Source organism: Streptomyces sp. NRRL F-5755 (genome assembly GCF_001279365.1).
Classification (GTDB): Bacteria; Actinomycetota; Actinomycetes; order Streptomycetales; family Streptomycetaceae; genus Streptomyces; species Streptomyces rimosus.
Genome location: NZ_LGCW01000280.1, coordinates 33,167 through 60,165, shown reverse-complemented (window position 1 = coordinate 60,165; position 26,999 = coordinate 33,167). Strand labels below are relative to the sequence as shown.

The window sequence follows — 26,999 nt, the reverse complement described above, 5'->3', positions numbered from 1 at the left end:
ATGACCGTACGTCGACACGTCACACCGTCCGCGCCGCCCGTGTCCTTCGGGACGTCCTCCGGACCGGTCGAGCCGACGGGTGAGTGGACCTGGCAGTACGAAGGCTACGACCCCTCACAGGAACGTCTGCGGGAATCCCTGTGCACGCTCGGCAACGGGTATTTCGCCGTCCGGGGGGCCGCACCCGAGGCAGCGGCCGGAGAGCACCATTACCCCGGTACATATGCCGCCGGCTGCTACAACCGGCTGCTGTCGGAGGTGGCCGGGCGGCAGGTGGAGAACGAGGACCTGGTCAACCTGCCCAACTGGTTGCCGCTGCGCTTCCGCCTTCCCGGAGAAGGCGGTTCCGCCGCACGGTGGTTCACCCCCGACGGGGGGTATCCGCTGGAGTACCGGCAGATACTCGACATGCGGGCCGGGACACTCACCCGGCGCCTGCGTGTCCATACGTACGGCAAACGGAGCCTGGTGGTCGTCCAGCACCGGCTGGTCCACATGGCCGACCCGCATCTGGCGGTTCTGCGCACGGAGTTCACGGCTGACGGCTGGTCGGGTGAGCTGGAGGTGGAGTCGGCGCTCGACGGTGACGTCCGCAACGCGGGCGTCGAACGCTACCGTGCGCTCGCCGGACAGCATCTGACCCGGATGCACACCGGAGCCGTGGACCCGGCGACCCTGTGGCTGCGCTGCCGCACCTCCACCTCCGACATCCGCATCGCCTGTGCGGCGCGCACCCGTGTCACGGCGGGCCGGGCCGTGGAGAGCAGGACCGTTGTGGGCTCCTTCAGTGCCGCTCACCGGCTGCGGATCCCCCTCACGGACGGGGAGACGAGCGTGGTCGAAAAGGTCGTGGCCCTGCACACCTCCCGTGACCCGGCGATCAGCGACCCTTCGCTGGCGGCCATCGACGATGTGGCACGGGCGCCCGATTACGCGGAACTGCTCGCCTCGCACACCGCGGCCTGGGACCGGCTGTGGCGGCGGGCCGGCCTGGACGTCCCCGGGGAAGCCGGCCGCATCCTGCGGCTGCACCTGTTCCACCTGCTCCAGACCCTCTCCCCGCACACGGCCGAGCTGGACGTGGGCGTACCCGCCCGGGGACTGCACGGCGAGGCGTACCGCGGGCACGTCTTCTGGGACGAGCTGTTCGTCCTGCCGTACCTGAACCTGCACTTCCCGGAGGTCTCCCGCGGTCTGCTGAACTACCGCCACCGCAGGCTCAAGCGGGCCTGCCGCGCCGCCGAGGACGCGGGCCGCGCCGGGGCCATGTACCCGTGGCAGAGTGGCAGCGACGGCAGGGAGGAGACCCAGACCCTGCACCTGAACCCGCGCTCCGGGCGCTGGCTGCCCGACCACACCCGCCTCCAGCACCACGTCGGCTCGGCCGTCGCCTACAACGTGTGGCGCTACTGCGAGGCCAGCGGCGACACCGAGTACCTGCATACCAAGGGCGCGGAGATGGTGATGCAGATTGCCCGCTTCTGGGCGGACGCCGCTGTTCATGATCCGGGCATGGGCCGGTACCGGATCAAGGGTGTCGTCGGCCCGGACGAGTACCACGACGCGTACCCGGACGCCGACACCCCCGGCCTGGACGACAACGCGTACACCAACGTCACCGCCGCCTGGGTGCTGCGACGCGCCCTGGAACTGGCTCGCACGCTGCCCCTTCCCCGGCGCGTCGACCTCTTCGGCCAACTCGGCCTGGACGCCGCGGAACTCGACCGATGGGAAGAGGTCTCCCGGGGGCTCCACGTCCCCTTCCACGCGGGTGTCGTCAGCCAGTTCGAGGGCTACGGCGACCTCGCGGAGCTGGACTGGGAGGACTACCGCAAGCGCTACGGCGACATCCGGCGGCTGGACCGCATCCTGGAGAGCGAGGGCGACAGCCCCAACCGCTACCAGGCGTCCAAGCAGGCCGATGTGCTGATGCTCGGCTATCTCTTCTCGCCCGTCGAACTGGCGGAGCTGTTCCGGCTGCTCGGCTGCTCGATGGACGACGAGACGTGGCGGACGACGGTCGATTACTACCTGCGGCGTACCAGCCACGGATCGACCCTCAGCGGGCTGGTGCACGGCTGGGTGCTGGCCCGCGCCCGGCGCGGCGACGCCTGGCAGCACTGCCTGGAGGCACTGCGCGGGGACGTGGCCGACATCCAGGGCGGCACCACCGCCGAGGGCATCCACCTCGGCGCCATGGCGGGCACCCTCGACCTCGTCCAGCGCGGCCTGGCCGGCCTGGAGACCCGTGACGATGCGCTGAGATTCGACCCCGCGCCCCTCCCGGAACTCTCCACCTACGGCTACCGGCTGCGGTACCGCAACCACTGGGACGTCGGGGTGCGGATCGCGGCCGACCGCCTGCGGGTGTCCGTACCGGACTCCGCCGAAAACCCGATCAAGGTGGTCTTCGATGAACGCGCCGTCACGGTCCCGCCCGGTGGCACACACGAATTCCGCCTGCTCCCCTCCTCGCATTGACGCACCCCGGCACATCGTCGCCAGCCTTTCGGAAGGAAGTGCTTCACCATGGTCGCGTATGTGTACGACTTCACCGAAGGCTCCCGTGACCAGGCCGGTCTGCTCGGCGGCAAGGGCGCGAACCTGGCCGAGATGACGCGCCTGGGGCTGCCCGTGCCGCCGGGGTTCACCATCACCACGGAGGCGTGCCGGGCGTTCCTGACCACGGGTGAGCTGCCGCAGGAGCTCAGCCGGCAGGTCGTCGCCCACCTCCGGAGGCTGGAGGAGCGGGCCGGACGCCGTCTCGGCCAGGCGGACGATCCGCTGCTGCTGTCCGTACGTTCGGGGGCCCGCTTCTCCATGCCGGGGATGATGGACACGATCCTCGATGTGGGGCTGAACGACACGACGGTGCACGGCCTGGCCAAGCGTTCCGGCCGGGAGCGTTTCGCCTGGGACTCCTACCGGCGGCTCGTCCAGATGTACGGCAGCACGGTCCTGGGTGTCGACGGGGCGCTTTTCGAAGAGGCTCTGACACGTGCCAAGCGAGAGCGTGACACGACGGACGACCTCCGGCTCGGCACCCGTGATCTGATCGATCTCGTCACGGAGTTCAAGGCCATCGTACGGCGGGCCACCGGCACCGATTTCCCGCAGGACCCCGACGAGCAGCTGGAACGGTCCGTGCTCGCCGTCTTCCGCTCCTGGAACGGTGAACGCGCCCAGGTCTACCGTCGGCGTGAGCGCATCCCCGACGACCTGGGCACCGCCGTGAACATCCAGGCCATGGTCTACGGGAACCTGGGCCCCGACTCCGGTACCGGGGTCGCCTTCACGCGAGATCCGGCCACCGGCCGCGCCGGTGTCTACGGCGAATACCTGCCCGACGCCCAGGGCGAGGACGTCGTCGCGGGCATCCGCAACGCCGTGCCGCTCCAGAAACTGCGCGACATCGACTCGCTCTCCTACGAACGGCTGCTGTCTCACATGGCACTTCTGGAAGAGCGGTACCGCGATCTGTGTGACGTGGAGTTCACGGTCGAACGCGGGCGCCTGTGGATGCTCCAGACCCGCGTCGGCAAACGTACCCCGCAAGCGGCGTTCCGCATCGCCGCGGAACTGGTCGACGAAGGACGGATCACCTGGAACGAAGCCTTGCTCAGGGTCGGCGGCGGACAGCTGACCCAGTTGATGTTCCCCCGCTTTGACGAACGGGCCGCGGCGCGGCCGCTCACCCGCGGCATTCCGGCCTCGCCCGGGGCCGCGGTCGGGCAGGTGGTGTTCGACAGCGCGGAGGCGGTCCGCCGGGCCACGGCGGGCGAGCGGGTCGTCCTGGTACGCGAGGAGACCACACCGGACGACCTGCCCGGGATGATCGCGGCGCAGGCCGTGCTCACCAGCAGGGGCGGCAAGACCAGCCACGCGGCGGTGGTCGCCCGCGGCATGGGCAAGGTCTGCGTGTGCGGTGCCGAGCACATCCAAGTCGACCCCGTCCGACGCCGGTTCACCACCGGCGACGGGCAGGAAGTGACGGAGGGCACGGTCCTCTCCGTCGACGGAGCCGCCGGAACGGTGCACCTCGGTGCGCTGCCCCTGGTCGACTCACCGGTGATGCGGTACCTGGAGACCGGTGAGCGGTCCGCGGGCCCGGCCGAGGCGGTGGACCGGATGCTGCGACAGGCAGACGCCGTGGCCCGGCTGGAAGTGCGCGCCAACGCCGACACTCCCGAGGACGCCGCACGGGCCCGCAGGTTCGGAGCGCGGGGCATCGGACTGTGCCGCACCGAGCACATGTTCCTGGGGGAGCGCCGGCACCTCGTCGAAGACATGATCCTCGCCCGGACCGGCGGCGAACGGCAGAGCGCGCTGGACGCGCTGCTGCCGCTCCAGCGGGCGGACTTCACCGAGATCCTCGCGGCGATGGACGGCCTGCCGGTCACCATCCGGCTGCTGGACCCGCCCCTGCACGAGTTCCTGCCCGACCGTACGGAACTGGCGGTGGACATCGCCTCGGCGAAGGCGGCCGGACGCGCTCCGGATGCCCGCGAGGTGCGGCTGCTGGAGGCCGTCGAGCGGATGCGCGAGCAGAATCCCATGCTGGGCCTGCGCGGAGTACGTCTGGCGCTGGTCGTTCCCGGGCTCACGGCCATGCAGGTACGGGCCATCGGTGAGGCCGTCGTCGCGCGGGTGCAGGCCGGGGGCGATCCGCGTGCGGAGATCATGGTGCCGCTGGTGGGTACCCATGAAGAGCTGCGCGTGATGCGCGAGCAGATCGAGACGGCACTGTCCGATGTCTTCGCGGCCGCGGGATGCGCGGTGAACTGCCCGGTCGGCACCATGATCGAATTGCCGAGGGCGGCGCTGACCGCGGCCGGGATCGCCCGGTACGCCGACTTCTTCTCCTTCGGCACCAACGACCTGACCCAGACGACCTGGGGCTTCTCCCGGGACGACGCGGAAGCATCCTTCTTCGCCCCCTACCTCGACCAGGGAATCCTGCCGGCCTCACCGTTCGAGAAACTGGACGAGGACGGCGTGGGCCGCCTGATCCGCATGGCCGTGGACGAGGGCCGGGCCGCCCGCCCCGGTATAAAGATCGGTGTCTGCGGTGAGCACGGCGGAGACCCGGACTCCATCCGTTTCTTCCACGCCGCGGGGCTCGACTACGTCTCCTGCTCCCCGTTCCGCGTTCCCGGCGCACGCCTGGAAGCGGCACGGGCCGTCCTGCCGTCAGCGGGCCGGGACGAGGGCCGCGGGGCGTAGGCGTGAGCTGATCGTCCTGGTGCGCGTGCCGCCGGGCTTGAGCGTCGGCCGGCGTGCGCCAGGGACCGTACGGGCCTTGTACCGCCCCGGACGGCCCCAGGCGGGGCACCGCATCCTGGCGGCACGCTGAGACTGACTTGAGCGCATCCGTCTTGGGGGTGGGTTTCCGTGACCGGTCACATAGCCGTCGGACTGGACGGTTCACGCGAGAGCCTGGCGGCCGCCGACTGGGCTGCCAGGGAAGCCCGGCGCCGCGGACTGACCCTGCGGCTGGTCCACGCCTGGGAAGGACTGACGGACCCGGACCGGGGGCCCGGCCTGAGCGAACCGGTGCTCCCCGAGTTGGCGGTGCCCAGGCACTGGGCGCGCCGCATCCTGCGCTCGGCGGAGAACGACCTGGGCCTGCGGCATCCGGGGCTGCCGATCGTGGCGGACCTGGTGGCCGAACCGCCACCGGCCGCCGTGGCCGAGGCGGGGCGGGAAGCCGATCTGCTGGTGCTCGGATCGCGGGGGCTGGGCGGGGTGACCGGGTTCCTGGTCGGCTCGGTGGCACTGTCCGCCGTGGCCCGCGCGGACCGGCCGGTCGTTCTGGTCAGGGCCGGGTACCGCGCCGAGGACGAACGGGTACCTGACGTGGAGGGGCACGCCGCGTCACCTGCGCCGTACCGGGCAGTGGTACAGGGGCTGGATGCCCGGCGCCCGTGCGACCCCGTGACGGAGTTCGCCTTCGATGCCGCCGCCCGTCGTGAGGCACCGCTGCACGTCGTACACACGTGGAACCCGCCGTCCTCGTACGCCGACCTGGCGGGGGCCCCGCATGAACGCGGTGCCGACGCGCGATTCGAGGAGCGAGCCCGCCGGTCGGTCACCGCGGCGCTGCAGCCATGGCGGGAGAAGTACTCGGGGCAGGCAGTCACCGAAGAACTGCGGACCGGCAAGCCCGCCCGTAACCTGATCGCACTCAGCGCGGGCGCGGGGCTGCTGGTCGTCGGGCGCCGTAGGCGGCGTTCTCCGGTCGGTGCGCATCTGGGGCCGGTCGCGCACGCGGTGATCCATCACGTCGGCTGCCCGGTCGTCGTCGTGCCGCACGACTGAGCGGACCATACGTGCGGGAAAGAAGGAGGACCGGGCCCTGCCCGGTCCTCACCTGTCTGTTCGGATCGTGTCATTGTTTGCTGATGTCGGTGGCAATGGTGTGGGCCCAGGCGCGGATCTGGTCGAAGTCCCGCCAGTCGTGGGCCATTCCCCGTTTGGCCATGGAGCGGGCGAGCCGGCCTTCGGGGTGGGGGCCGAGGCGGTGGCGGAGGCGTCGAGCGGGCCGCTGCTGAAGCACCACACGGGGCGCTCCCGCAGCGGGGCCTTGAGCCTGCGGGCGAAGCGCCGGGCGTCGTGCTGCCGGCGGCCGGCGTACAGTCCGCCGCCGAGGACGACCGCGTCGTAGGAGGACAGGGCGTCGATGTCCGCCGCCGAGCGGACCTCGGCGGCCAGGCCGTCCTTTTCGAGTACCGCCGCGATCTCGTCGGCGATGCCGGCGGGTCATGGGTGTTCAGCTCCGTCCGAAGATCCAGGCTGCGGAAGAGGTCAGATCTTCCGCAGCCATTCCTCGGTGATGCCGTGCAGGGCGATGGTCCGCGCTCGGGTGTGCGGGCCTTCTTGAGGCCGTATGTCAGGTGTCGGGCAGAAGTTCGACCAGCCCGCGTATGACGTGGCCGGCGCCCCGTTCGCAGAGTTCGACGGCGTGCTCCGCCCGGCCCGCCCGGTCCAGGCCGATCACGGTGCCGAAGCCGCCGCGCCGGGCCGCCGTCACCCAGGCCGGCGCGGCCACCACCACAGCGGTGCGCAGGGGCGTGGCCCGCAGCCGCCTGGCCGCCTCCTGCAGCTGGGCCGGGTCCGGACCGGCGGAGCGGTGCAGCACGCCCGTCCACCACGGCGTCGAAGCGGTGCTGCACGCCCGCCGCCGCCAGCAGGGCGTGCGCGCGGCGGGAGGCGGACACCGCGGCGACCGGCACCGCGTGCCGGCGCAGGGCGCCCACCAGCCGCAGGCTGTCCGGCCAGACCGGCACACCGTGGTGCTGCATGTACGCGGCGAAGAGTTGGTCTTCCTGGGCGACGAGCGTCCGGACGGTACGGCTTTCCGGTGTCCAGGTACCTTCGTCCTCCGGCGGTGGAATGCCCCGCGCGGTCAGGAACGCCTGGACGCCTTCGGTGCGGGCGCGTCCCTGGAAGAACCGCCGGAAGTCCCGGTCCGGGTCGAAGGGCCGGGTGGCGTGCCGCGGGAGGTGGTCGGCCTGCCGGAGGAAGGCGTCGAAGGCTCGTTGCCAGGATGTGGCATGGATGCGCGCGGTGTCCGTGACCACACCCTCGACGCCGATGATCAGCGCGTGGTACCGGGTGAGCGGCGTAAGGCGGGCCTCGACCGGAATGGGCGTCTCACAGACGCCTCGACGGGCGGTCGGTCCGTAGGGGAGTGTGGGCCGGTCCTGCTGGGGTGAGACGGTGGTCATCGTCCTGCCTCCTTGGTGGGTTCGGCAGGCAGTGGTTCGCCCAGTTCGCCTGCCACGGCGTCCGCCATCGCCCGCAGTACGGCGAGCGTGCGGGCCGCCTCGGCCTCGTCGACGGTGGTGATGGCGAAGCCGACATGTACGACGACGTAGTCGCCGACGGTGGCCTCGGGGGTGTACTCCAGGCACGCTTCGCGGCGGATGCCGCCGAAGTCCACACGGGCCATGCGCAGTCCGGCGTCCGCGTACGTCTCCAGGACGCGGCCCGGGATACCCAGGCACATCGGAGTCACCCCCTTCTCAGGCGGGCGGCGGCGACCGCTGCCTGGCCGTAGCTGATGCCGCCGTCCCCGACGGGCACGGCACTGCCGACCACGACCCGCATCCCCTGGACGCGCAGCAGCCGGGACACCTCCGTCAGCAGGCGGCGGTTGACGAAGCAGCCGCCTCCCAGGCAGACGGTGCGCGGGGCGCCGCCGGCCACGGCCCGCTCGGCCAGCGCGGCGGTCACTTCGGCGATCGTCGTGTGGAAGGCGGCGGCCAGCAGCGGTACGGGCGTCCCGTCGCCGAGCCGGCCGAGCAGGGCGGTCAGGGTCGGCGCCGGGTCGTAGACCCACAGCCCGTCCGCGCGCACCAGACGCCAGGGAAGGGCGGCGCGCCGCGCAGGGCCGGCGGCGTTTTCCAGAGCGACGGCGGCCTGCCCCTCGTACGAGATGCTGTCGGCGAGCCCGAGCAGCGCGGCAGCGGCGTCGAAGAGACGGCCGGCGCTGGAGGCACGGGGGCAGTTGAGGCCGCGCCCGACCATGGTGCGGATGGTGGCGACCTCGCGCGCGTCCAGCCGTTCGGTGAAGTGGCGGGCCAGTTCGAGTGACGGGGGCGGCACGCCGAGCGGTTCGAGGCCGTACAGGTAGCCGAGCGCCATCCGCGCCGGACGGCGCACCGCGGCCTCTCCGCCGGGCAGCGGCGCGGTGGCGAAGCGGCCGATGCGACGATAACCGGTGTAGTCGGCGACCAGGACTTCCCCGCCCCACAAGGTGCCGTCGTCACCGAACCCCAGGCCGTCGTAGGCGATGCCCAGGAAAGGACCGCGCAGCCGGTGCTCTGCCGCACAGGCGGCGATGTGCGCGTGGTGGTGCTGGACCGCGACGCGCTGCTCGGGCGCGAAATGCGCAGCCGCCCACTGGGTGGACAGGTAACCGGGGTGCAGGTCGTGTGCCACGACCAGCGGCGCCACACCGGTGAGGGCCACGAGGTCCGCGTAGCAGCGCTCGAAGGCTTCCATGGTGCGGGCGTCGGACAGGTCCCCGGTGTGCGGGCCCGTCACGGCGCGGTCGCCGCAGGCCACCGTCACGGTGTGCTTGCTCTGCGCACCGGCCGCCACGACCGGCGTACGGGTCGGCACCGGGAGCGGCAGGGGAGCAGGGGCGTACCCGCGGGCGCGCCGGATGGTCAGGACCCGGCCCCGTACGGCTTGCGTTACGGAATCGTCGTAACGGGCTGCGATCGGACGGTCGTGGGCCAGGAAGCCGTCGGCGACCTCCGCGAGGCGTGTGCGCGCGTCGGCGTCCGCGGTCGCGATCGGCTCGTCGGAGAGGTTCCCGCTGGTGACCACCAGCGGCCGGTCGAGATCGCGCAGGAGGAGATGGTGCAGACCGGTTGCGGGCAGGAAGAGCCCGATGCGTCCGGTGCCGGGGTGCACGGCCTCGGCGCTCGCCCTGCCGCCCGGCCCGTCCGCGACCAGCACCACGGGCCGGGCGGGCGAGACGAGCAGACGGCTTTCGGTACGGGTGAGCCGGGCGGTGCGGTGCGCCGCGGCCAGGTCGGCGACCATCACGGCAAACGGCTTGTGCGGCCGGTGCTTGCGCCGGCGCAGCAGCAGAACGGCCGCCGGTTGCCGCGCGTCGCAGACGAGTTGGTAGCCGCCCAGCCCTTTGACGGCGACGATGCCGCCCTGCGCGATCAGTTCCTCGGCGGACCGGAGAGCGGCCGGACCGGTCGCACTCCGACCGCCGGAGTTCCATGACAACCGGGGCCCGCACACGGGGCAGGCCAGCGGCTCGGCGTGGAAGCGCCGGTCGGACGGGTCGCGGTACTCGGCCGCGCACGCCGGGCACAGCGGGAAGGAGCGCATCGTCGTACGGGGCCGGTCGTAGGGAAGACCTGTGATCACGGTGGCGCGTGGCCCGCAGTCGGTGCAGTTGATGAAGGGGTAGCGGTACCGCCGGTCGGCCGGGTCGAACAGTTCGGCCAGGCAGGCGTCGCAGGTCGCCGCGTCCGGCGGGATCTCGCGCGGCGTCGCCCGCCTGTCGGCGGCGGCACTGGATCGTACGGTGAATCCGGTGCCCGCTATGGGACGTTCAGGGACATCGGCGGAGCTGTGAATGCGGCGCACGACGGACAGCGGCGGTGCCTGAGAGCGCAGGGCGACAGTGAAGCGGTGCAGTGATGGTGCGGGTCCGGCGGTGTCGATGACGACGTGGCCGTCGACGTTGCGTACCCAGCCGTCCAGGCCCAGCCCGGAGGCGAGGCGCTGGACGAACGGCCGGAAGCCGACGCCCTGCACCGTGCCGTACACCTCGAAGCGCCGTGCTTCCCGGTCGCTCTCCATGGGGCTCACCCGCCCGTCGGGCGGGGCTCGCCGCCCGAGTGGTGGTCCGTGTTCCGTGCGCGCGCGTCCCGGTGCCGGGTGATCTCCGCTTCCACGGTCTCGGCCAGACCGTCGACGACGGCGGCGACGGCCGGTGACAGGCCGGTGCCCAGGGACGCGTCCGCGCCTTCGACGGCGAAGACGATCAGCCTGTCCGGCAGACGTCCGAGCACGTCGGACAGCTCGACGGCTTCCCCCAGGCCCAGGCCGTGCGAACTGGTGGCGGCCGGACGGGCGTAGGGACCTTCGTGGTCGAAGCGGTGGACGCGGCCGGGGTGGCCGGGGTGGGCGTGGGCGGCGTCGATCACGATGGCCAGCTCCGCGCCCTCCCATACGGATATCAGCCGTCCGGTCTCACCGTCGCTGTCGACGAGGGCGACCGACGGCGGCAGCGGACGGTCCACGGCCCGCTCGCGCAGGCGTCGCACGACGGCCGGCCCGATGCCGTCGTCGTGGCGGAACGCGTTGCCGACGCCGATCACTGCGATACGGGGCGGCGCCTTCATCACGGGACTCTCCTGTCCGGGAAGCGGCCGGTCGGTGGGCCGGAGCCTGGTTCCCCGGAACCGCCGGCACACCAGGGCTCCGGTCCCTTCTCCGTCAGAGTGCGCCCCCGCACCGCTGCCCGCTTGGGGCCGAACGGCCCTCGACATGCCCCGAACCACCCCTGCGCGGCGGCAGCACGCGGGCCCATGCTGTGGGCAGCCGGACTCCGGAAAGGCGGTGGCTGAGGTGGAACGACCTGTCGTGGTGGGTGTGGACGGTTCCGACGACAGCATGCACGCGCTGGACTGGGCGGCCGAAGAGGCCCGGCTGCGCGGCCTGCCGCTGCGCATCGTGCACGCCTCCCTCTGGGAGCGTTACGGGGAAGGGGCTGCCGAGGAGGGAGAAGCGGAGGAGCGGGTGCTCTCCGACGCGGTCGAGCGGGCCGCACGGTGGGCCGGCGGCCCGCAGGTGACGGCCGAGGCGGTGCCGGAGGAGCCCGCCGTGGCACTGACCGTGGAGTCCCGCGCCGCCGCGCTGCTGGTCGTGGGGCACCGGGGCCGCGGCGAACTGGCGTCCCTGCTGCTGGGGACGGTGAGCCTGACGGTGGCGGGACGGGCGCGCTGCCCGGTCATCGTCGTACGCGGAGATGGCCGGACCCGGTCTTCAGCAGGCCGGGGCGGCCGCATCGTCGTGGGCGTCGGCGAGGGTACCGGCAGCGGGGCCACGGTCGCTTTCGCGTACGGCGAGGCGGCCCTGCGCCGCGGGGAGATCGAGGCCGTACACGCCTGGCGGTGTCCGGGCAGTGGCCTTGCCGAGGAGAGCGGGCCGTACAACAAGCGCCGCGAGGAACACATCCGCCGCGCTTCGAACACTCTCGAAGCCGCCCTCGCTCCCGTGGCGTGCGAGCACCCGGAGATACCCGTGGCGCCTCGCCCGGCCGAAGGCAACCCCCGCGACGTCCTCCTCGCCGCCTCGGTTGGCGCTGACCTCCTGGTGGTCGGCGTCGAACGCCACCGGCACACTCGCGGCCTGCAACTGGGACCGGTCAACCACGCCGTGCTCCACCATGCGCACTGCCCGGTGGCCGTCGTACCGCGCGCGTAGCGAGAGCCGTCCGGCCTGAAGACAGATGACGCCGGACGGCCGGACCGCCCCGGTGGCTCATCCCGGTTCGTCGTGTTCCGTGTCGCGGTGGCGGAGCTTCTCGGCCAGGACCGCGGCCTGGACGCGGCGCCCGACCCCGAGCTTTCCGAGGATGGAGGAGATGCGGTTTTTGACGGTCTTCTCCGCCAGGTACAACCGCTGGGCGATCTGGCCGTTGGTCAGGCCCTCACCGATCAGTTCGAGGATCTCGCGTTCCCTGGGGGAGAGGCGGGCCAGTTCGGGTGGTACAGGATCTTCTTCGCCGCGGACCCGGGCCATGACGCGCGCGGTGGCGCCCGGGTCGAGCAGGGACGCGCCGGCCGCCACTGTACGGACGGCCGAGACCAGGTCGAAGCCTTTGATCTGCTTGAGGACGTAGCCGGCGGCCCCGGCCATGATGGCGTCGAAGAGGGCCTCGTCGTCGTCGAAGGACGTCAGCATCAGGCAGGCCAGGTCCGGTAGACGGGCGCGCAGTTCGCGGCACACCTCGATGCCCCCGTGGTCACCTTCGGGGCTGCCCGGGTCGAGCCGTACGTCCAAGAGCGCGACATGCGGACGCACCGCAGGGCCCCTGGCCAGGGCTTCGCGCTGGTCGGCGGCCTCGCCCACCACTTCGATGTCCGGTTCGCCGTCGAGCAGTTCGCGTACGCCCCGGCGGACCATTTCGTGGTCGTCCAGCAGGAAGACGCGGATCGGGTGCGGGGCGGCTGGTGCGTGCATGAGGCATCGCTCCGTCCATGAGCGTCGGCGGGCCGCTGCCGAACCCGGCCCGCTGAGTCAGAGGACCCGGAGGCTTGGCGCGGTTGCGTTTTGATGGTGCTCCTTCTCGGACGGGGCCGACAGAAGTCGGTGTGCGATGTCCCTGGCCCACGCGTCGATTTCCTGCCAGTCCCGGTGGTCCCCGTAGTGGCCGCCCATCGCCCGGAAGATCAGGTGACCGGGCAGGGAGGTGTGCTCCTGCTCGAAAGCACCGGCCAGCAGGCGGTGGTCCACGGGGGAGAGGAGGTCGCGTACGGCGGGCAGTGGGTCCGGGTTCCGGGACCACCGTTCGAGGGGACCGCCGAAGACGCGGGCCAGGCCGACGCTGAAGAGCCACAGGGGCTGCCGGGCGAGTTCGGGGGTGTAGCGGCGTACGTACTCGGCGGCCGCGGGCATCCAGCGGCCGCTGTGGATGGCGCTGCCGAGCACGCAGGCGTCGTGGTCGGGGGAGGCGGCACGCTCGTCGGCCAGGTCCGTCAGGTCGGCCTGGAGTCCCTGCTCCGCGAGCGTGGCCGCGATGCGTTCGGCGATGCCGCGGGTGGACCCGTGCTCTCCCGCATAACCGATGAACACGCGCATGCTTCCTCCTCGGACAGTGGTCAGCAGATGCGGGGCAGTTGTTCGCCCAGCGGCATGTCGATGACGCGGTGGGAGCCGACGCGGGTGCGCAGCTCCACGCGACCAGGGTGCGCGGCGGTGGTTCGCCCGATAGGCACCGCCGCCGCTCCTTCGGGCACGCCGCGCATCGCGTCCAGGACGTCGTCCGCCCGGGCTTCCGGTACGCAGGCGACCAGGCAGCCTTCGTTGGCGACATGCAGGGGGTCGAGTCCGAGCAGGTCGCACGCGGCGGCGACGGGCCCGGGGACGGGAACGGCGGTCTCCTCGATCAGGGCTCCGGTGCCGGACGCCGCGGCGATCTCGTTGAGAGTGGCGGCGAGCCCGCCGCGCGTCGGGTCCCGCAGCGTGTGGATGTCGCTGCCGAGTGGGGCGAGGGCGCGTACCAGGCGGTGCAGAGGACGTGAGTCGGAGGCGATGTCGGCCTCGAAGCCCAGACCCTCGCGGGTACTGAGCACGGCGGTACCGTGCAGGCCGATGGGCCCGGAGAGCAGGATCGCGTCGTGGGGGCGGGTGCGCGCCGCCGAGGGGTGGAGAGCGGGGATGCGCCGCCCGACGCCGGTGGTGGTGATGAACAGCCGGTCGGCGGCGCCACGCCCGACGACCTTCGTGTCCCCGGTGACCACCGGCACTTCCGCCTCGGCGGCGGCCTTGCCCAGCGATTCCACCACCGACCGCAGCTGGGCCAGCGGCAGACCCTCCTCGATGACGAGAGCCACCGCCAGGGCGACCGGTTCGGCGCCGCGCATGGCGAGGTCGTTGACCGTGCCGTGGACGGCGAGGGAGCCGATGTCGCCGCCGGGGAAGAACAGCGGGCTGACGACGAAGCTGTCGGTGCTGATGACCGGCAGGCCCACGGGAGGCAGTACGGCGGCGTCCTCCAGCGGGCCGGGCGGCGCCCCCAGCGCCGGAAGCAGAAGGGTGTCGAGGAGTTCCGCGGTGAGGCGGCCGCCCGCGCCGTGGCCGAGCAGGACCCGCTCGTCCTCGTGTCGTGGTGTGGGGCACTGGATCGTCATGGTGGGCTCCCTGCGGGGGCGGCACGGGTGCGTCCGGCCGCGAAGTAGGCGGCGCAGGTGCCCTCGGCGGAGACCATGGGGGCACCGAGCGGGGTGCGTGGGGTGCAGCGGACGCCGTAGGCGCCGCAGTCGGTCGGTTCCCGGGCGCCGGTGAGGATGGCGCCCGCGATGCATCCGGGGTGCTCGGCGGAGCGCACGTCCATGACGCGGAAGCGGCGCGCGGCGTCGTAGGAGGCGAACGTCGGGGCGAGTTCGAGGCCACTGGCGGGGAGCGGTCCGATGCCGCGCCAGGTGCGGTCGGTGATCCGGAAGGCCTCGGCCACAACCTGCTGTGCGTGGCGGTTCCCGGCACGCCGGACTGCGCGCGCGTACTGGTTCTCGACCTCCTTGCGGCCCTCTTCCAACTGTTCGACCGCCATCAGGACGCCTTCGAGGAGATCGAGGGGTTCGAAGCCGGTGACCACGATGGGCACGCGCCAGCGGGCGGCGATCGGCTCGTACTGCCGCCAGCCCATCACGGCGCACACGTGCCCGGCGGCGAGGAAGGCTTGCACCTCGCAGTCCGGATCGGCGAGCAGTGCCGTCATGGCCGGTGGCACGAGGACGTGGCTGACCAGCACGGAGAAGTTGGCCAGCCCCAGCCGGCGGGCGTGCAGGACGGCCATCGCGTTGGCGGGGGCGGTCGTTTCGAACCCGACGGCCAGGAAGACGACCTGGCGGTCGGGTTCGGCGACGGCGATCCGTACGGCGTCCATCGGGGAGTACACGACCCGTACGTCCGCGCCTCGCGCCCGCAGCGACAACAGGTCGGTGTGCGTGCCGGGGACGCGCAGCATGTCCCCGAAGCTGGTGAAGGTCACCTCGGGGCGGGCGGCGATGGCCATGGCCCGGTCCAGGGTCTCCAGCGGTGTCACGCAGACCGGGCAGCCGGGGCCGTGGATCATGCGGATGCCGGCGGGCAGCAGTTCGTCGATGCCCTGGCGCACGAGCGTGTGGGTCTGGCCGCCGCAGACCTCCATGATGCGCCACGGGCGGGTGGCGATGCGCCGGAGCCGGTCCAGCAGGCTGCGGGCCAGCTCGGGATCGCGGTATTCGTCGAGGTAGCGCATCAGGGTTCCGTCGTGCCGGAGGCCGGTCCGCCGTGTGGCCCGTCGTGTTCCCAAGTGACGTCGACGACGCCCTCGACGGCACGGCACAGCCGGGCCGCGACGGGCACGAACGTACTGTCGCGTACTCGTCCGCCCAGCTTGACCACGCCGTCTTCCACGGTGACGTCCACGCTCTGCCCGGGGAAGACCCGGTCGATCACCACGCGGCGCACCTCCTCGGCGATGTCGGTGTCGGAGCGCAGGAACACCTTGAGCAGGTCGCTGCGGCTGATCACGCCTTGCAGCAGCCCCTGGGCGTCGGTGACGGGCAGGCGTTTGACGTGCCGTACGGCCATGATGCGGGCGGCCTGGGGGAGGGCCGCGTCGGCGTGGACGCAGATGGCGGGCGCGGTCATCAGCTCCCCTGCGGTCAGCGCTCCGGCCTTGGCCAGATCCTCCAGCCGCCGGCGCTGCTCGAACCGGGAGGGGTCACTGTCGCGGAACTCCTCCTTGGGCAGCAGATCGGCTTCGGAGACGACGCCGATCACCCGGCCCTCGCCCTCCAGCACCGGCAGGGCGCTGACCTTCCACTGCTCCATCGTCTGGACGATCTCCTTGAACGACGCGTCGCGGCCGACGGCCACGACGGTGTGGGTCATCACGTCGCTCACGGTGTGCAGACCGTGCTCCTGCGGGTTGCCGGGGTCGGTCACGGGCATGGCGGGCTCCTTCGTGCGCGGTCGACGGCCTCGACGGTGAGGTCGAGGAAGTGGGCGGAACAGGAGATGCACGGGTCGTGGTTGCGGATGCCTCGTTCGCACAGGGCGGTCAGCTCCGCCTCCGTGCCCCCCGCGCCGGCGTCCAGCCGGGCCTGGACGAGGCGGCGCAGGTCGTCCTCGATCGCGCCCTGGTTCTGGGAGGTGGGCGGCACAAGGGTGGCGGCGGCGATCAGTCCGTCCGCGTCCAGCGTGTAGCGGTGGTAGAGCAGGCCGCGGGGGGCTTCGGTGGCGCCGTGCCCGGTCGCGGCGCGCGGTGGCACGTCCACGTAGGGGCGGCTCGGCGGCTCGTACGCGTCGATGATCCGCAGGGCCTCGTCGATCGCGTACAGCGCCTCGACGGCCCGTACGACGATGCTGCGGAACGGATTGCGGCACACCTTCCCGGCCGCCGGGTCGCCGAGCCCGCCCTCCCGCGCCGCTTCCTGTGCGAGCGGCGACAGCCAGCGCCCGCTGACCGCGTAGCGGGCCAGCGAGCCGGTGAGGTAGCGCTCGCCGTCCAGCGTGGCCTGGAGGGCGGTGGAGTAGGGAACTTGCTCCTCGGTGACCTCGGACGGGAACGCGTACACGGGGAACTGGCGCAGGGGCAGGGGAGCGGCCGATGTGGACGGCAGGCCGTGGGTGTGCGGGGCGGCCATGACAGTGGGGGTGCCGGAGTCGATGGCGTAGCGGCCGGGTTCGGCGAGTGCCAGCAGGGCGTGGTCCAGTCCGGCGTCGGGGAAGTCGAAGCCCGCGACCCAGCACACGGTCTCCCACGCGTCGTCGCGGGCCCGGCGCAGCCGCTCGGCCAGTGGCTTCAGTTCTCCGGCGGCCGGTACGCGGTGGAAGCCGCCGAGCCGCACGTTGACGGGGTGGATGGCGCGCCCGCCGAGCTGTTCGAGGATCGCGTTGCCTGCCTGCTTGATGCGCAATCCGCGCTCCACGTGGGCGCGTTGGGTACGGGCGAGTTCGATCGCGCCGTCCACGCCGAGGAAGTCCGGGGCGTGCAGCAGGTGGATGTGCAGGATCTGGCTCTCGATCCACTCGCCGCAGTACAGCAGCCGCCGCAGCGCGGCGATCTGCCCGGCCACCGTGACGCCGCAGGCGTCCTCGACGGCCCGGCAGGCGCTCATCTGGTACGCGACCGGGCAGATGCCGCACACCCGGGCGGTGATGTCCGGCGGCTCGGTGTAGGAGCGGCCGCGCAGGAACGCTTCGAAGAACCGCGGCGGCTCGTAGATGCGCAGCTCGGCGCCGGTGACCGTGCCGTCGTCGACCGTCAGGTGCAGCGCGCCTTCCCCCTCGACCCGGGCGAGCGAGCCGACGTGCAGCACGCGCGAGCCACGGTGCGTCATGACGGCGCTCCCTTCACTCCGGCTCCCCCGGCCCCGGCTCCCTTCACCTCGGCGAAGGACGCGGCGTTGTACGTGCGCAGGGCGCGCCGTACGTCGTCCTCGCTCATGCCGTCCCGCCGCAGCAACGGGATCAGCGCGGGCAGGTTGACCGAGCCGGACGGCCCGAAGCAGCCGTAACAGCCGCGCCCGTACGCCGGGCAGATGGCCCCGCACCCGGCATGGGTGACCGGTCCCAGGCAGGGCGTGCCGTGCGCGACGGTCACGCACACGGTGCCGCGCCGCTTGCAGGCGAAGCAGACGCTGTGGTTCGGCACGTCCGGCTTGCGGCCCGCCAGGAAAGCCGTGATCACTTCGAGGAGCTGGCCGCGGTCGATGGGGCAGCCGCGCAGCTCGAAGTCGACCGGAACATGGGCGGAGACAGGCGTGGAGGTGGCGAGGGTGGCGATGTAGTCGGGCCGGGCGTAGACGGTGGCGCGGAACTCCTCCACGTCGGCGAAGTTGCGCAGCGCCTGGATGCCGCCCGCCGTGGCGCAGGCGCCGATGGTGACCAGGAAGCGCGCGGCGGCCCGGATCTCCCGTACGCGCTCGGCGTCCTGCGGTGTGGTGACGGACCCTTCGACGAGGGCGAGGTCGTACGGGCCGGGCCGTACGGCGCTGGACGCCTCCAGGAAGTGCGCGATCTGCACCCGCCCGGCCACGGCGAGGAGTTCGTCCTCGCAGTTGAGCAGGGTCAGCTGGCAGCCGTCGCACGAGGCGAGCTTGAAGACGGCGAGGGACGGGCGGCGGCCGCCGTCGGGAGGACCGGGGCGCGGGGCGCTCATCTCACAGCTCCTTCACGGCGAGGAGGGGTTCGGCGCGGTCCCAGCCGGTGACCGGCCCGTCCCGGCAGAGCAGGAGGGGGCCCAGCTGGCAGTGGCCGCAGTTGCCCTCGCCGCAGCGCATGTTGCGCTCCAGCGACACCTGGATGCGGTGCGGCGGGACGCCTGCTCGCATCAGGTCACGCGCGGTGGCGTGGATCATCGGCTCGGGGCCGCAGACGAAGGCGGTACTGTCGGCGGGTGTCCATCGGACACGCGGCAGCAGCCGGGTGACCACGCCCACGTCGCCCTGCCAGCCGGCCTCCGGCCGGTCCACCGTGACCGCCACCCGCGCCGCCGTACGCCACGCGCGGGCCTGGAGCCGGTACAGCAGATCGCTCGGTGTGCGGGCACCGATCAGGACGCTGATCCGCCCGTAACGTCCGGGCTCCGCCAGCATCCGCAGCACGAGCGGGCGCAGCGGCGCCAGACCGATCCCACCGGCGATCATGAGAACGTCCCGTCCCAGGGCCGTCTCCGGGTCCCAGCCGGTGCCGTACGGCCCCCGCACCCCCACGGTCTCGCCCACACCCAGCCCGCACAACGCCCGGGACACCGCGCCGACCGCCCGCACGGTGTGCACCAGCGCGTTCTCACCAACCGGAAGACCGGACACGGAGACCGGTATCTCGCCGACCCCGAAGGCGTACAGCATCGCGAACTGCCCCGGCCGGAACTCCGGCAGCGGCCGGCCGACCGGACGGACCTTCATCGTCACGGTGTCCGTGGCCTCCCGCCGACGCCAGGTGACCCGGTAGGGCACCGGCACGGAAGAGACAGGGGCCGTGGTCATCGTGGCAGCCCGCTTCCGTACGGCCCGTACAGGTCCAGCAGCCGGGTACGGGCGCACTCCAACCGGTGCCCGATGACCTCGGCCACCGCCAGCACCAGCGCGTACCCCAGCTTCGGGTCCTCCCGGCACAGCCGGCGTACGGCCTCGGCGTCGAACTCCCAGGCCCGCACGGGGCTCTGCGCCTCCGCCCCCAGGTGCCAGTTGCGCGGCGGGAACAGCCAGGACCAGCCCACCAGGTCTCCAGGGCCCAGGGTCTCGATCACCGCGGCCCGGCGGCCCGGGACGTGGAGGTCCAGCACGACGCTGCCGGTCCGCACGATCCAGAACCGGTCGGCGGCGCGGCGCTCCTCGAAGAGCCGCGCACCTGCCGGGAAGGACACTTCGCGGGCCAGTCCCATGAGCCGGTCGCGCTGGTCGTCGGTGAGGGCGTCCAGCCGGCACAGCATGGTCTTCAGCCCGGTCCTGGTGGTCATGACGTCTCCTCCTCGTCGGTGGTACGCGAGCCCCGGGCCTCCGCGTGCAGGGCGGCGGCCTCCTCGGTGATGTCGATGCCGACCGGGCACCACACGATGCAGCGCCCGCAGCCGACACAGCCCGACTCCCCGAACTGGTCGTGCCAGGTGCCGAGTTTGTGGGTGAGCCACTGCCGGTAGCGGCTGCGCGCGGACGCGCGGACCGGGCCGCCGTGCAGATGGCTGAAGTCCAGATCGAAGCAGGAGTCCCAGCGCTGCCACCGCTCCGCGTGGTCGCCCGTCAGATCGGTGACGTCCTCGGTGGTGGTGCAGAAGCAGGTCGGGCAGACCATCGTGCAGTTGCCGCATGTCAGGCAGCGGGCGGCGACGTCGTCCCAGCGGGCGGCGTCGTGCGAGCCGGCCATCAGGGCGTGCAGGTCGACCGGCGGCATCGCCTTGTCCATGTGCTGTACGGCGGCGGTGACGGTCTCACGGGCAGCGGCCCGCGTCGATGCGTCGCAGGTGCGGCGGGGGAGCCGGGCCAGGACGCGCTCACCGGCCGAACTGCCCGCCCGTATCCGGAAACGATGCCCTTCCTCGTCCAGCACCTCGGTCAGCGCCAGGTCGTACGCGGCCGGGCCGTCCTCCCCGACGCCCGGCCCCGTGCCCATCGACGTGCAGAAGCAGGTAGCACCCGGATCGGTGCACTCCACGGCGACGATGAACGTACGGTCCCGGCGGCGCCGGTAGGCGGTGTCCGCGTGCGGGCCGCCGCCCAGCACCCGGTCCTGGATGGCAATGGCCCGCAGATCGCACGGCCGTACGCCCAGGAACGCGTACGCGGGCGGCTCGCCGTCCTCCTCATGGAAGGCGAGCCGGCCCCGCGCGTCCCGGTCCACCGTCCACAGCCGCTCGCGCTGCGGGTGCAGGTACGCCTTCCACGACTGCGGCCCGGCACTGTGCGCGAAGATCATCGCGTCCGGGCGGCGCACCAGCCGGTACCGGCCGGCCGCCAGCTCCACACCGCAGCCGTACGGCAGCTCGTCCGCCGCGGCAAGCTCCGCGAGCACGATCGCGCCGTCACGGACGGTGGGGCCGATGACGGTGTGCTCCTCGGCGAGGACACCGACCAGCGTGGCCAGCCCGTCCGTCGCCGAGATCACCGCGTCCCGTACAGCTGCGCTCTGGGACATCAGCGCCTCCTCGGCAGCGTCCCATGGGGTCCGTGTCCTCATCGTCGGCCGGAGAACTCCGGCGGGCAGGGGGCCGAACGGCCCTGGTGCGCGCCGCCCGGCCCGGGAGTCACCGGCGGTGGTGGGTGGGCGGGTCACCGTAGTAGTGCCGCTCCTCAAGGACCGTTCCGCTCCCGCCGGGGTGGCGGTGCGGCCCGTACCAGAGGCCCGAGACGGTGAGGGCGATGATGCCCACGAAGATCAGGAGCCACGGGAACGCGGCGCTGTCGGCTCCGCCGATGATGGTCACCCCGCCCCAGAGGATGGCGGCGATACCGAATCCGATGATCCACATGGCTGCCTCCTGCCCCCTCACCAGAGACGGGTGCGGAACTCCGTCTGCTGTCCCCGTCCCTTCAGAGTGGGCCGTCGCGGCCCGTCTGCCGAGGGGCCGTCCAGCCCGGCCGGAGGGTTGCTCGGCGCAGGCCACGCCGTCACTGGCCCGGACCGTCAGTCAGGGACGGGATGGTCCGGCACCCGGGTCTGGGCGTCTCGCGGCGGGCGGCGGTAGCCGGTGGACGGCGGCCGGGGCGGGAGGCTGAGGGCAGGCCCCGCCACCTCGTGATAGGGAAGCGTGGACAGCAGGTGCGCGATCATGTTGATCCGGGCCCGCCGCTTGTCGTCGCTCTCGACGACGTACCAGGGGGCCTCGGGGATGTCCGTGTGCGCGAACATCGTGTCCTTGGCACGGGAGTACGCCTCCCACCGCGTGATGGACTCCAGATCCATCGCGGACAGCTTCCAGCGCCGCGTCGGGTCCTCCAGTCGGCTGCGGAACCGCTGCTCCTGCACGGCGTCGCTCACCGAGAACCAGTACTTGCGCAGCAGGATGCCGTCCTCCACCAGCATCCGCTCGAAGACCGGGCACTGCCGCAGGAAGCGCCGGTACTCCTCTTCGTCGCAGAAGCCCATGACGTGCTCGACGCCGGCCCGGTTGTACCAGCTGCGGTCGAACAGCACGATCTCCCCGGCGGTCGGCAGCCGCTCCACGTACCGCTGGAAGTACCACTGCCCCCGCTCCCGCCCGGACGGCGCGGGCAGCGCGACGATCCGCGCGACCCGTGGATTGAGATGTTCGGCGACGCGCTTGATCACACCGCCCTTGCCCGCCGCGTCCCGCCCCTCGAAGACGACCACGAGCCGGGCACCCTCGGCGCGCACCCACTCCTGAACCTTCACCAGTTCGGTCTGCAGATGCAGTAACTCGCGCTTGTACGCAGCCCGGGGAACGGAACCCGGCCGCCGGGCCTGACGCACAGCGGCCTCCGCGTCGGACTCGGATCTCCTGCCCACCGCTTGCCTGGCCTTCGTCTCGGTATCCGGAATTTTCCTGGAGGGGCGTGTGGGGGCGAGGGCGCACCGCGTGCCGTGTCCAGGAAGATCCCCTCCTTCGCCTGGGTGCATGACCCGTTGGCCCTGCCACTGTGGCGCTGCGGGCATCCACGTCACACCGGGCCGGCCGTCTCCAGCCGCGGCCCGTACGACCCCTTGACGGCCGCGTGCTCGCATTCCTACGACTGCCGGGCCCCCGCCTTGGTGACCGAGTTGACCGGTGCGATCCGAGAGGGAAACAAAGCCGCGGGGTGGGGCAGTGCCGCTGTCCGGCGGGTTCCCGTCTCGCCCCACAGGCCGCGAGCGCGGCAGTCTCGGTGGTCCGGGCCAGTGACAGCCGCCGTCCGAAGGTGGCGCACAGCGCCTCCGGGAGAGGCGTGGTGAGAAGGAGCCGTGCTCCGTGCGGCGCCCTGGCGTCCTAGTCGTTCCTGGACTTCCTCTCGGCTCCCCGGCTGTCGTCGGCCGGTTCCCCGGCGCCCAGGTCGAGCCGGAACGGCGGGTAGACGTCGGTCAGCAGGGCCGCGTAGGCCGCCACCCGCATCACCCAGCGATTGAGCCCCATGACCAGGGCGAAGATGCCACCGGGGTACCGTCCGGTGAACAGCACCGCCACGGCGGCGAAGAGCACCAGCAGCCCGATGAGCCCGCCCCAGTTCCCGTAGCCGGAGGTGAAGACCGCTACGAGTGCGTAGTGCGGCAGGGCCAGCAGCCACCATTTGACCAGGGCCAGGCCGCGGGACAGGTGCTCGGGATACGCCACGTCGAAGTGCGCCGGGTAATCGGGGACGTCGGCCAGGCGGAACGGCGGGTAGCGGTCCGTTCCGAGCGCGGAGTAGCTGTAGAACGACACTCGCCAGGTCCAGCGCAGTACCCCGACCTGGAAGTCGAACAGAGCCCGCGGGTACCGGGCCGTGAACAGGATCGCGAACCACCCCACCACGCTCACGGCGAGGAACGCGACCCACAACAGCGACAGCACGATCGCATGCGGGACGATGAGCAGCCATTTCACCAGCCACAACCAGCGGGACACCCGCGCGGGGAAGTCCGCTTCCAGACGGGCCGGGTAGGCCTGACGGGGCGGATAGGACGGATAGGGCATGACGTCCCTCCTTCACCCTTTCTGCGAACGTTCCATGGAACGCGCGGCGTTCGCGCACCCTTCGTTTCTCGCCGTCCTCGTCCCCGTAGCGTCCGCCCGGTGCGCTTCGCGGAGCAGGGGCCGATATTTAGACGTACGTGCGCGACACTCCGCTCCGCTGTGTCACGCGTCCATGGTTTCTGTGCCGGCCCTCATCACTTCTTGGCTGCGAAGTAGCTGCTGAGGATTGCTGCGAGGGCGAACAGCGCGGCGATGACGACCACCGCGGTGGGCCAGTTCATCGGTTCCTCCCCGTGCTCGTGGGTACGGCTGGGGACCACGCCCATGACCCGGCGGGCGCCTGACCCGCGAGTCGAGCAGCGTGTTCGTACCTCCATCGTCGGTCCGGTGTGCCGGGACGGTGCCAGGTGCCGAACGGCCCTGTCCTGGGCCGGGTCGGCCCCTGGGCCCGGCGGGATGGTGGGAAGACGCTGGCGCCATGAGCGGAAACCGACCGATGTTCCGGTCCCTCCCTCGGGCGGGCGCCGTCATGGCGGCCGTCACCTACGGCGTCGTCATCCGTCCGCGGCTGCTGACCTGGGGTGCCACCCGGGCGGAGGCCGCCGGCGATTGGCCCGGTGACGAGCTGATTCCCCAGTACGACGGGCAGTCGACCATGGCGACGACGCTGCCGGCGCCGCCGGATGCCGTCTGGCCCTGGCTGGTCCAGATGGGCTGCAACCGCGCGGGCTGGTACAGCTTCGACCGGCTCGACAACGCCGGGCGCCCGAGTGCCGAGCGCATCGTCGCCCAGTGGCAGGGCTTGAAGGAGGGGCAGCGCCTGGAGGCGGTGCCCGACGGCGGCGCGTGGTTCACCGCCGCGCTCGTCGAGCCGGAACGGGACCTGGTGCTGCGGATGACCCTGGAGCTGCCGTCCGGTCATCCCTTCGACGCGCGGTTCGGGCCGTTGTCCGGGGCGTACACGGACGCCGTCTGGGGCTTCCATCTGCGCCGGACCGAGCAGGACGGTACCCGGCTCGTCGTCCGGACGCGGGGCCGGAGCCGCCCGCGGCCGATCACCCGGCCCCTGGACCTGCTGCTGTGGGAACCCGTGCACCTGTTGATGCAGCTGCGGCAGTTCCGGAACCTGCGCACTCGCGTGAGTGCCGACCCGCAGTCGCGTACTGACGCCACCACAGCCCGGTGACAGGCAGCCGTGGGCGCGAAATGAACTCCGAGAGCCCCGACAGCCGTTCCCGTGCGGTGCCGACGGGGCCCGGGGGCTTGGACGGCAACGAGGGGCGGGGAAGCCGGCCAAGCAGCTCAGCGTGTCCGCGGGCAGCAGATCACCAGCCGATCGGAAACTTCGCCTGACAGCCGTGGTGGCGGTGGACGACACGCTGTTCAGACGGCGTGGGAAGAAAGTTCTCGGCGCGGCCGGGCGGCACGACGGCGCCGCGCGGGGCAAGCGGCCCGTCAGGTACGGCACGTGCTGCGTCGTGATCGGCCTGATCGTCCAGCTGCCGGTCCTCCAACGGCCGCTGTACCTGCCGGTACTTTCCCGGCTGCACCGCCCGGGCAGGGCCCGTCGAAGGTCGAGCAGGCCGCGCAGATGATCCGGTTCCTGTCCGCGTGCCACTGCCGCCGCTTGGCGCTCAAATGGGGATGAAGCTGTTTTGGTGTGAACCCTGGCCTGGCGGGCTAGAAGTGCCCGGGTTTCGTTGGCACCTAGGTCGTTTCTGACGGCTTTTGCCGGGTGGGGTGGATCAGGTTTCGGGCCGGGCAGGCGTCGGGCATGGTGCGGGGACATGAACTGACCGATGCGCAGTGGCGGGTGATCGAGCCCTTGCTGCCGGCCAATGATGTGGCCCAGGCGACTGGCTCAGGACCGATCGGGTCGCTCGTGTGACGTACGCAAGCACTGTCACGTCCCCACGGGAGTGAGAACGGACAGCCGCTCAGAGCGCCACGGAAGAGAATCCGACGGCACGAACCGGCTTCGGGCGCTCTCGTCCTCGTAGCGGGCAGCCGGCGGGCCAAGCCGGCGCCGCGCCCGGTGGTGCTTCACGGTGTGGCCCGGTCGGCTGCTTCCCGGGTGATGTCGGCGTAGAGGCGGAAGAGGACGGGGCGGGTCCGGCCGTGGTCGCGTTCGTGCAGCGCCGCCCAGCACCGGGCGACCAGTTCCCGGGCCTGAGTGCCGGGCCAGGGGTGGGGCAGGAGCTGGGGCGGCAGCAGTGGGTCGGGCTCCATGGCGCGGGTGAGTTCGGCGGCCAGCTCGACCGCGATGGTCACCAGCGCGGACGGGCAGAGGCCGGTGTCGTCGGTGAGCCGGGCGAGGCGGGACCGGGCGAGGCGGCCGAGGCGGTGGTAGCGGTCGGCGATCTCCGCCAGCGGCCACAGGCGGCGGGCGAGTCCGGTGGGGTCTTCGGTGCCGCCGCTGCGCAGGTCCGTCGTGGTCAGGAGGGTGAGCGCGTCGTGGGCGCCGAGGCGGTGGGCGGCGTCCTCGACGTACGGTTCCCAGGCGTTGGCGCAGACGTACAGTCCGCCCTGGAGCGGGGCGCCGCCGAGGTGGACGAGGGTCTCGCGCAGGGCGTCGCGGGCCGTGCGTGCCGCTTCGGGCACCGCGAAGGCGGCCAGGTGCCAGACGCCGTCCCAGGGGGCGAGTCCGGCGTCCTGGCGGAACGCGTGCCGCAGGAAGTCCGCGTTGGGGGCCAGGGCGTGCCTGGTGTCCTCGGTGGCGTGCAGCACTGCTCTGCGGCCGCGGCCTTCGTGGGTGAACCGGCCCTCGGCCACGAGGCGTTTGATGCACAGCCGTACCTGCTGGTCGCTCATGCCGAGGGCGGCGGCCACGGTGTAGAGCTCGCCGGCGTCGACCGTGCCGTCCTCGCGGATCAGGGCGTGGACGAGCATGCGGGTGGGGATCTCGACGTGATCACTCATGGTGTGCACCGGCCTTACGGCTGCGTCGTCCCGACGGGGCGGCACATGGTGGTCACCGCGCCGAATCCCAGCAGCCCGCGCAGGCAGGGCGTGGGCCGGGTCCGTACGGCCGTGAAGCCGCGCCGCCGGTAGAGGGCCTCGGCGCGCGGGTTGGTGTCGATGACGTCCAGTCTGATCTCCCGGCAGCGCCGCTCGGCCGCGACGGCGGCCACTTCCTCGATGAGCAGGCTTCCGATGCCGTGGCCCCGCAGGTCCGTGTGCACGGCGATGCCGTCCATGACGAGTTGCCCCGGGGCCGGGCGGCGTTCGAACAGGGCGAGGAGCAGGAGCCGGTGCAGCCCTCGCAGGTGTCCGTAGGCGCGTAGCACGGCGGCGGCCGATCCCCCGGTGAGGGCCCGGCCGTCGACCTGGTAGCCGGCGAGGCCGACGACCCGTTGGTCCAGAAGCGCGCAGACCGCGCGATCGGCGTTCAGGTGGGCGGCGAGGAAGGCCACCGCCTGGTCCGGCGGGTTCAGGGCGGGGCCGAGTTTGCGGCCGAAGGCGCCCCAGTACAGCTCGGCGGCCTGCTGCTCGGCGCCGGCCGGAAGCCCCCGCCGGAGCGTCACCCGCCCCGCGCCGGTGCCCGTCGTGTCCGGTTCCATCCCCGCCCCCTTCTCGGTGTTGCCCTCCGACAAAAACTATCACTTGCGATACGGCCGTATGAGCAATGATAGTTTCCATGTCG

The 26,999-nt window shown here is 72.1% G+C and carries 26 protein-coding genes and 2 pseudogenes; 5 read left to right on the top strand and 23 right to left on the bottom strand.

Annotation, left to right across the window (positions count from 1 at the left end):
• The 3 genes from ADK86_RS27750 (at position 1) to ADK86_RS27740 (ending at position 6,318) form a co-directional block, all read left to right on the top strand.
• Positions 1-2,481, top strand: a complete 2,481-nt coding sequence (locus ADK86_RS27750; protein WP_078952311.1) for a glycoside hydrolase family 65 protein — start codon at positions 1-3, stop codon at positions 2,479-2,481.
• Between the two features lie 48 nt (positions 2,482-2,529).
• Complete coding sequence (ppdK, locus tag ADK86_RS27745; RefSeq protein WP_053699082.1) at positions 2,530-5,223, top strand: pyruvate, phosphate dikinase; 2,694 nt, start codon at positions 2,530-2,532, stop codon at positions 5,221-5,223.
• Between the two features lie 168 nt (positions 5,224-5,391).
• A complete protein-coding gene (locus ADK86_RS27740; protein WP_053699081.1) occupies positions 5,392-6,318 on the top strand; it encodes a universal stress protein in 927 nt (308 codons plus the stop codon).
• A 70-nt stretch (positions 6,319-6,388) separates the two neighbouring features.
• Here ADK86_RS27740 and ADK86_RS45470 read toward each other — a convergent pair whose 3' ends face one another.
• The 7 genes and pseudogenes from ADK86_RS45470 to ADK86_RS27715 all read right to left on the bottom strand — a co-directional run bounded on the left by ADK86_RS45470 (position 6,389) and on the right by ADK86_RS27715 (position 10,877).
• A complete protein-coding gene (locus ADK86_RS45470; RefSeq protein WP_324611421.1) occupies positions 6,389-6,559 on the bottom strand; it encodes a hypothetical protein in 171 nt (56 codons plus the stop codon).
• Between the two features lie 20 nt (positions 6,560-6,579).
• A pseudogene (locus ADK86_RS45465) lies at positions 6,580-6,711 on the bottom strand (flavodoxin); the annotation flags it as partial.
• Positions 6,712-6,889: 178 nt separating this feature from the next.
• The gene (locus tag ADK86_RS41480; protein WP_053699080.1) at positions 6,890-7,138 is read right to left on the bottom strand and encodes a hypothetical protein; all 249 of its coding nucleotides are present in this window, start codon (positions 7,136-7,138) and stop codon (positions 6,890-6,892) included.
• A 58-nt stretch (positions 7,139-7,196) separates the two neighbouring features.
• Positions 7,197-7,727 (bottom strand): annotated as a pseudogene (locus tag ADK86_RS45740) (hypothetical protein); the annotation flags it as partial.
• The gene (locus ADK86_RS27725; RefSeq protein ID WP_053699078.1) at positions 7,724-8,008 is read right to left on the bottom strand and encodes a HypC/HybG/HupF family hydrogenase formation chaperone; all 285 of its coding nucleotides are present in this window, start codon (positions 8,006-8,008) and stop codon (positions 7,724-7,726) included. The gene ADK86_RS27725 and the pseudogene ADK86_RS45740, both read right to left, overlap by 4 nt.
• A gap of 5 nt (positions 8,009-8,013) precedes the next feature.
• Complete coding sequence (gene hypF / locus ADK86_RS27720; RefSeq protein WP_053699077.1) at positions 8,014-10,332, bottom strand: carbamoyltransferase HypF; 2,319 nt, start codon at positions 10,330-10,332, stop codon at positions 8,014-8,016.
• A gap of 5 nt (positions 10,333-10,337) precedes the next feature.
• Entirely contained in the window at positions 10,338-10,877 is a 540-nt protein-coding gene (locus ADK86_RS27715; protein WP_053699076.1) for a hydrogenase maturation protease, read from the bottom strand.
• A 226-nt stretch (positions 10,878-11,103) separates the two neighbouring features.
• Between ADK86_RS27715 and ADK86_RS27710 the strand changes: the two genes are divergently transcribed.
• Entirely contained in the window at positions 11,104-11,961 is an 858-nt protein-coding gene (locus ADK86_RS27710) for a universal stress protein (protein ID WP_053699094.1), read from the top strand.
• Between the two features lie 57 nt (positions 11,962-12,018).
• Here the strand turns inward: ADK86_RS27710 and ADK86_RS27705 are convergent, their stop codons facing one another.
• The 14 genes from ADK86_RS27705 to ADK86_RS45290 all read right to left on the bottom strand — a co-directional run bounded on the left by ADK86_RS27705 (position 12,019) and on the right by ADK86_RS45290 (position 23,682).
• Positions 12,019-12,720: a response regulator gene (locus tag ADK86_RS27705; RefSeq protein ID WP_053699075.1), complete on the bottom strand. Its 702-nt coding sequence runs from the start codon at positions 12,718-12,720 to the stop codon at positions 12,019-12,021.
• Between the two features lie 57 nt (positions 12,721-12,777).
• Positions 12,778-13,338, bottom strand: coding sequence for a flavodoxin domain-containing protein (locus tag ADK86_RS27700; RefSeq protein ID WP_053699074.1), 561 nt, complete (start codon positions 13,336-13,338; stop codon positions 12,778-12,780).
• A 20-nt stretch (positions 13,339-13,358) separates the two neighbouring features.
• Positions 13,359-14,390, bottom strand: coding sequence for a hydrogenase expression/formation protein HypE (gene hypE / locus ADK86_RS27695; RefSeq protein ID WP_053699073.1), 1,032 nt, complete (start codon positions 14,388-14,390; stop codon positions 13,359-13,361).
• A complete protein-coding gene (gene hypD, locus ADK86_RS27690) occupies positions 14,387-15,499 on the bottom strand; it encodes a hydrogenase formation protein HypD (protein WP_053699072.1) in 1,113 nt (370 codons plus the stop codon). The genes hypE and hypD overlap by 4 nt, the downstream gene beginning before the upstream one ends.
• On the bottom strand, positions 15,499-16,197 hold the full coding sequence (locus tag ADK86_RS27685; protein WP_053699071.1) for a CBS domain-containing protein: 699 nt from the start codon (positions 16,195-16,197) through the stop codon (positions 15,499-15,501). The genes hypD and ADK86_RS27685 overlap by 1 nt, the downstream gene beginning before the upstream one ends.
• Positions 16,188-17,588 (bottom strand): Ni/Fe hydrogenase subunit alpha, encoded by a 1,401-nt coding sequence (locus ADK86_RS27680; protein ID WP_053699070.1) that lies wholly within the window; start codon positions 17,586-17,588, stop codon positions 16,188-16,190. The genes ADK86_RS27685 and ADK86_RS27680 overlap by 10 nt, the downstream gene beginning before the upstream one ends.
• Positions 17,585-18,409: an oxidoreductase gene (locus ADK86_RS27675; RefSeq protein WP_053699069.1), complete on the bottom strand. Its 825-nt coding sequence runs from the start codon at positions 18,407-18,409 to the stop codon at positions 17,585-17,587. Before ADK86_RS27675 ends, ADK86_RS27680 begins: the two co-directional genes overlap by 4 nt.
• A gap of 1 nt (position 18,410) precedes the next feature.
• Positions 18,411-19,238, bottom strand: coding sequence for an FAD/NAD(P)-binding protein (locus tag ADK86_RS27670; protein WP_053699068.1), 828 nt, complete (start codon positions 19,236-19,238; stop codon positions 18,411-18,413).
• The gene (locus ADK86_RS27665) at positions 19,235-19,711 is read right to left on the bottom strand and encodes a cyclic nucleotide-binding domain-containing protein (RefSeq protein ID WP_053699067.1); all 477 of its coding nucleotides are present in this window, start codon (positions 19,709-19,711) and stop codon (positions 19,235-19,237) included. Before ADK86_RS27665 ends, ADK86_RS27670 begins: the two co-directional genes overlap by 4 nt.
• Entirely contained in the window at positions 19,708-20,883 is a 1,176-nt protein-coding gene (locus ADK86_RS27660; protein WP_107088575.1) for a 4Fe-4S dicluster domain-containing protein, read from the bottom strand. The genes ADK86_RS27665 and ADK86_RS27660 overlap by 4 nt, the downstream gene beginning before the upstream one ends.
• A gap of 109 nt (positions 20,884-20,992) precedes the next feature.
• Entirely contained in the window at positions 20,993-21,217 is a 225-nt protein-coding gene (locus ADK86_RS27655; RefSeq protein ID WP_053699065.1) for a hypothetical protein, read from the bottom strand.
• A gap of 155 nt (positions 21,218-21,372) precedes the next feature.
• Positions 21,373-22,179: a polyphosphate kinase 2 gene (ppk2, locus tag ADK86_RS27650; protein WP_053699064.1), complete on the bottom strand. Its 807-nt coding sequence runs from the start codon at positions 22,177-22,179 to the stop codon at positions 21,373-21,375.
• Between the two features lie 493 nt (positions 22,180-22,672).
• Positions 22,673-23,356: a DUF4389 domain-containing protein gene (locus ADK86_RS27645; protein ID WP_053699063.1), complete on the bottom strand. Its 684-nt coding sequence runs from the start codon at positions 23,354-23,356 to the stop codon at positions 22,673-22,675.
• A 194-nt stretch (positions 23,357-23,550) separates the two neighbouring features.
• Positions 23,551-23,682 carry a hypothetical protein gene (locus tag ADK86_RS45290; protein WP_267888815.1) on the bottom strand — a complete coding sequence of 44 codons (132 nt, stop codon included), beginning with the start codon at positions 23,680-23,682 and terminating at the stop codon, positions 23,551-23,553.
• 152 nt (positions 23,683-23,834) lie between these two features.
• Between ADK86_RS45290 and ADK86_RS27640 the strand changes: the two genes are divergently transcribed.
• Complete coding sequence (locus ADK86_RS27640; RefSeq protein WP_053699062.1) at positions 23,835-24,542, top strand: hypothetical protein; 708 nt, start codon at positions 23,835-23,837, stop codon at positions 24,540-24,542.
• A gap of 857 nt (positions 24,543-25,399) precedes the next feature.
• Here the strand turns inward: ADK86_RS27640 and ADK86_RS27635 are convergent.
• Complete coding sequence (locus ADK86_RS27635; protein WP_053699061.1) at positions 25,400-26,275, bottom strand: PaaX family transcriptional regulator C-terminal domain-containing protein; 876 nt, start codon at positions 26,273-26,275, stop codon at positions 25,400-25,402.
• A 14-nt stretch (positions 26,276-26,289) separates the two neighbouring features.
• Positions 26,290-26,916, bottom strand: a complete 627-nt coding sequence (locus ADK86_RS27630) for a GNAT family N-acetyltransferase (RefSeq protein ID WP_053699060.1) — start codon at positions 26,914-26,916, stop codon at positions 26,290-26,292.
• Between the last annotated feature and the right edge of the window lie 83 nt (positions 26,917-26,999).

Excerpts from the sequence above, each read along its gene's own strand:
- hypF (WP_053699077.1), bottom strand. The coding sequence starts at position 10,332 with ATGGAGAGCGACCGGGAAGCACGGCGCTTCGAGGTGTACGGCACGGTG.
- ADK86_RS27670 (WP_053699068.1), bottom strand. The coding sequence starts at position 19,238 with ATGACCACGGCCCCTGTCTCTTCCGTGCCGGTGCCCTACCGGGTCACC.
- ADK86_RS27725 (WP_053699078.1), bottom strand. The coding sequence starts at position 8,008 with ATGTGCCTGGGTATCCCGGGCCGCGTCCTGGAGACGTACGCGGACGCC.
- ADK86_RS27715 (WP_053699076.1), bottom strand. The coding sequence starts at position 10,877 with ATGAAGGCGCCGCCCCGTATCGCAGTGATCGGCGTCGGCAACGCGTTC.
- ADK86_RS27660 (WP_107088575.1), bottom strand. The coding sequence starts at position 20,883 with ATGTCCCAGAGCGCAGCTGTACGGGACGCGGTGATCTCGGCGACGGAC.
- ADK86_RS27645 (WP_053699063.1), bottom strand. The coding sequence starts at position 23,356 with ATGCCCTATCCGTCCTATCCGCCCCGTCAGGCCTACCCGGCCCGTCTG.
- ADK86_RS27680 (WP_053699070.1), bottom strand. The coding sequence starts at position 17,588 with ATGACGCACCGTGGCTCGCGCGTGCTGCACGTCGGCTCGCTCGCCCGG.
- ADK86_RS27635 (WP_053699061.1), bottom strand. The coding sequence starts at position 26,275 with ATGAGTGATCACGTCGAGATCCCCACCCGCATGCTCGTCCACGCCCTG.
- ADK86_RS27655 (WP_053699065.1), bottom strand. The coding sequence starts at position 21,217 with ATGTGGATCATCGGATTCGGTATCGCCGCCATCCTCTGGGGCGGGGTG.
- ADK86_RS27675 (WP_053699069.1), bottom strand. The coding sequence starts at position 18,409 with ATGAGCGCCCCGCGCCCCGGTCCTCCCGACGGCGGCCGCCGCCCGTCC.
- ADK86_RS27750 (WP_078952311.1), top strand. The coding sequence starts at position 1 with ATGACCGTACGTCGACACGTCACACCGTCCGCGCCGCCCGTGTCCTTC.
- ADK86_RS45290 (WP_267888815.1), bottom strand. The coding sequence starts at position 23,682 with ATGGGCGTGGTCCCCAGCCGTACCCACGAGCACGGGGAGGAACCGATG.
- hypE (WP_053699073.1), bottom strand. The coding sequence starts at position 14,390 with ATGACGATCCAGTGCCCCACACCACGACACGAGGACGAGCGGGTCCTG.
- ppdK (WP_053699082.1), top strand. The coding sequence starts at position 2,530 with ATGGTCGCGTATGTGTACGACTTCACCGAAGGCTCCCGTGACCAGGCC.
- ADK86_RS27630 (WP_053699060.1), bottom strand. The coding sequence starts at position 26,916 with ATGGAACCGGACACGACGGGCACCGGCGCGGGGCGGGTGACGCTCCGG.
- hypD (WP_053699072.1), bottom strand. The coding sequence starts at position 15,499 with ATGCGCTACCTCGACGAATACCGCGATCCCGAGCTGGCCCGCAGCCTG.
- ADK86_RS27705 (WP_053699075.1), bottom strand. The coding sequence starts at position 12,720 with ATGCACGCACCAGCCGCCCCGCACCCGATCCGCGTCTTCCTGCTGGAC.
- ADK86_RS27700 (WP_053699074.1), bottom strand. The coding sequence starts at position 13,338 with ATGCGCGTGTTCATCGGTTATGCGGGAGAGCACGGGTCCACCCGCGGC.
- ADK86_RS27665 (WP_053699067.1), bottom strand. The coding sequence starts at position 19,711 with ATGACCACCAGGACCGGGCTGAAGACCATGCTGTGCCGGCTGGACGCC.
- ADK86_RS27685 (WP_053699071.1), bottom strand. The coding sequence starts at position 16,197 with ATGCCCGTGACCGACCCCGGCAACCCGCAGGAGCACGGTCTGCACACC.
- ADK86_RS27640 (WP_053699062.1), top strand. The coding sequence starts at position 23,835 with ATGAGCGGAAACCGACCGATGTTCCGGTCCCTCCCTCGGGCGGGCGCC.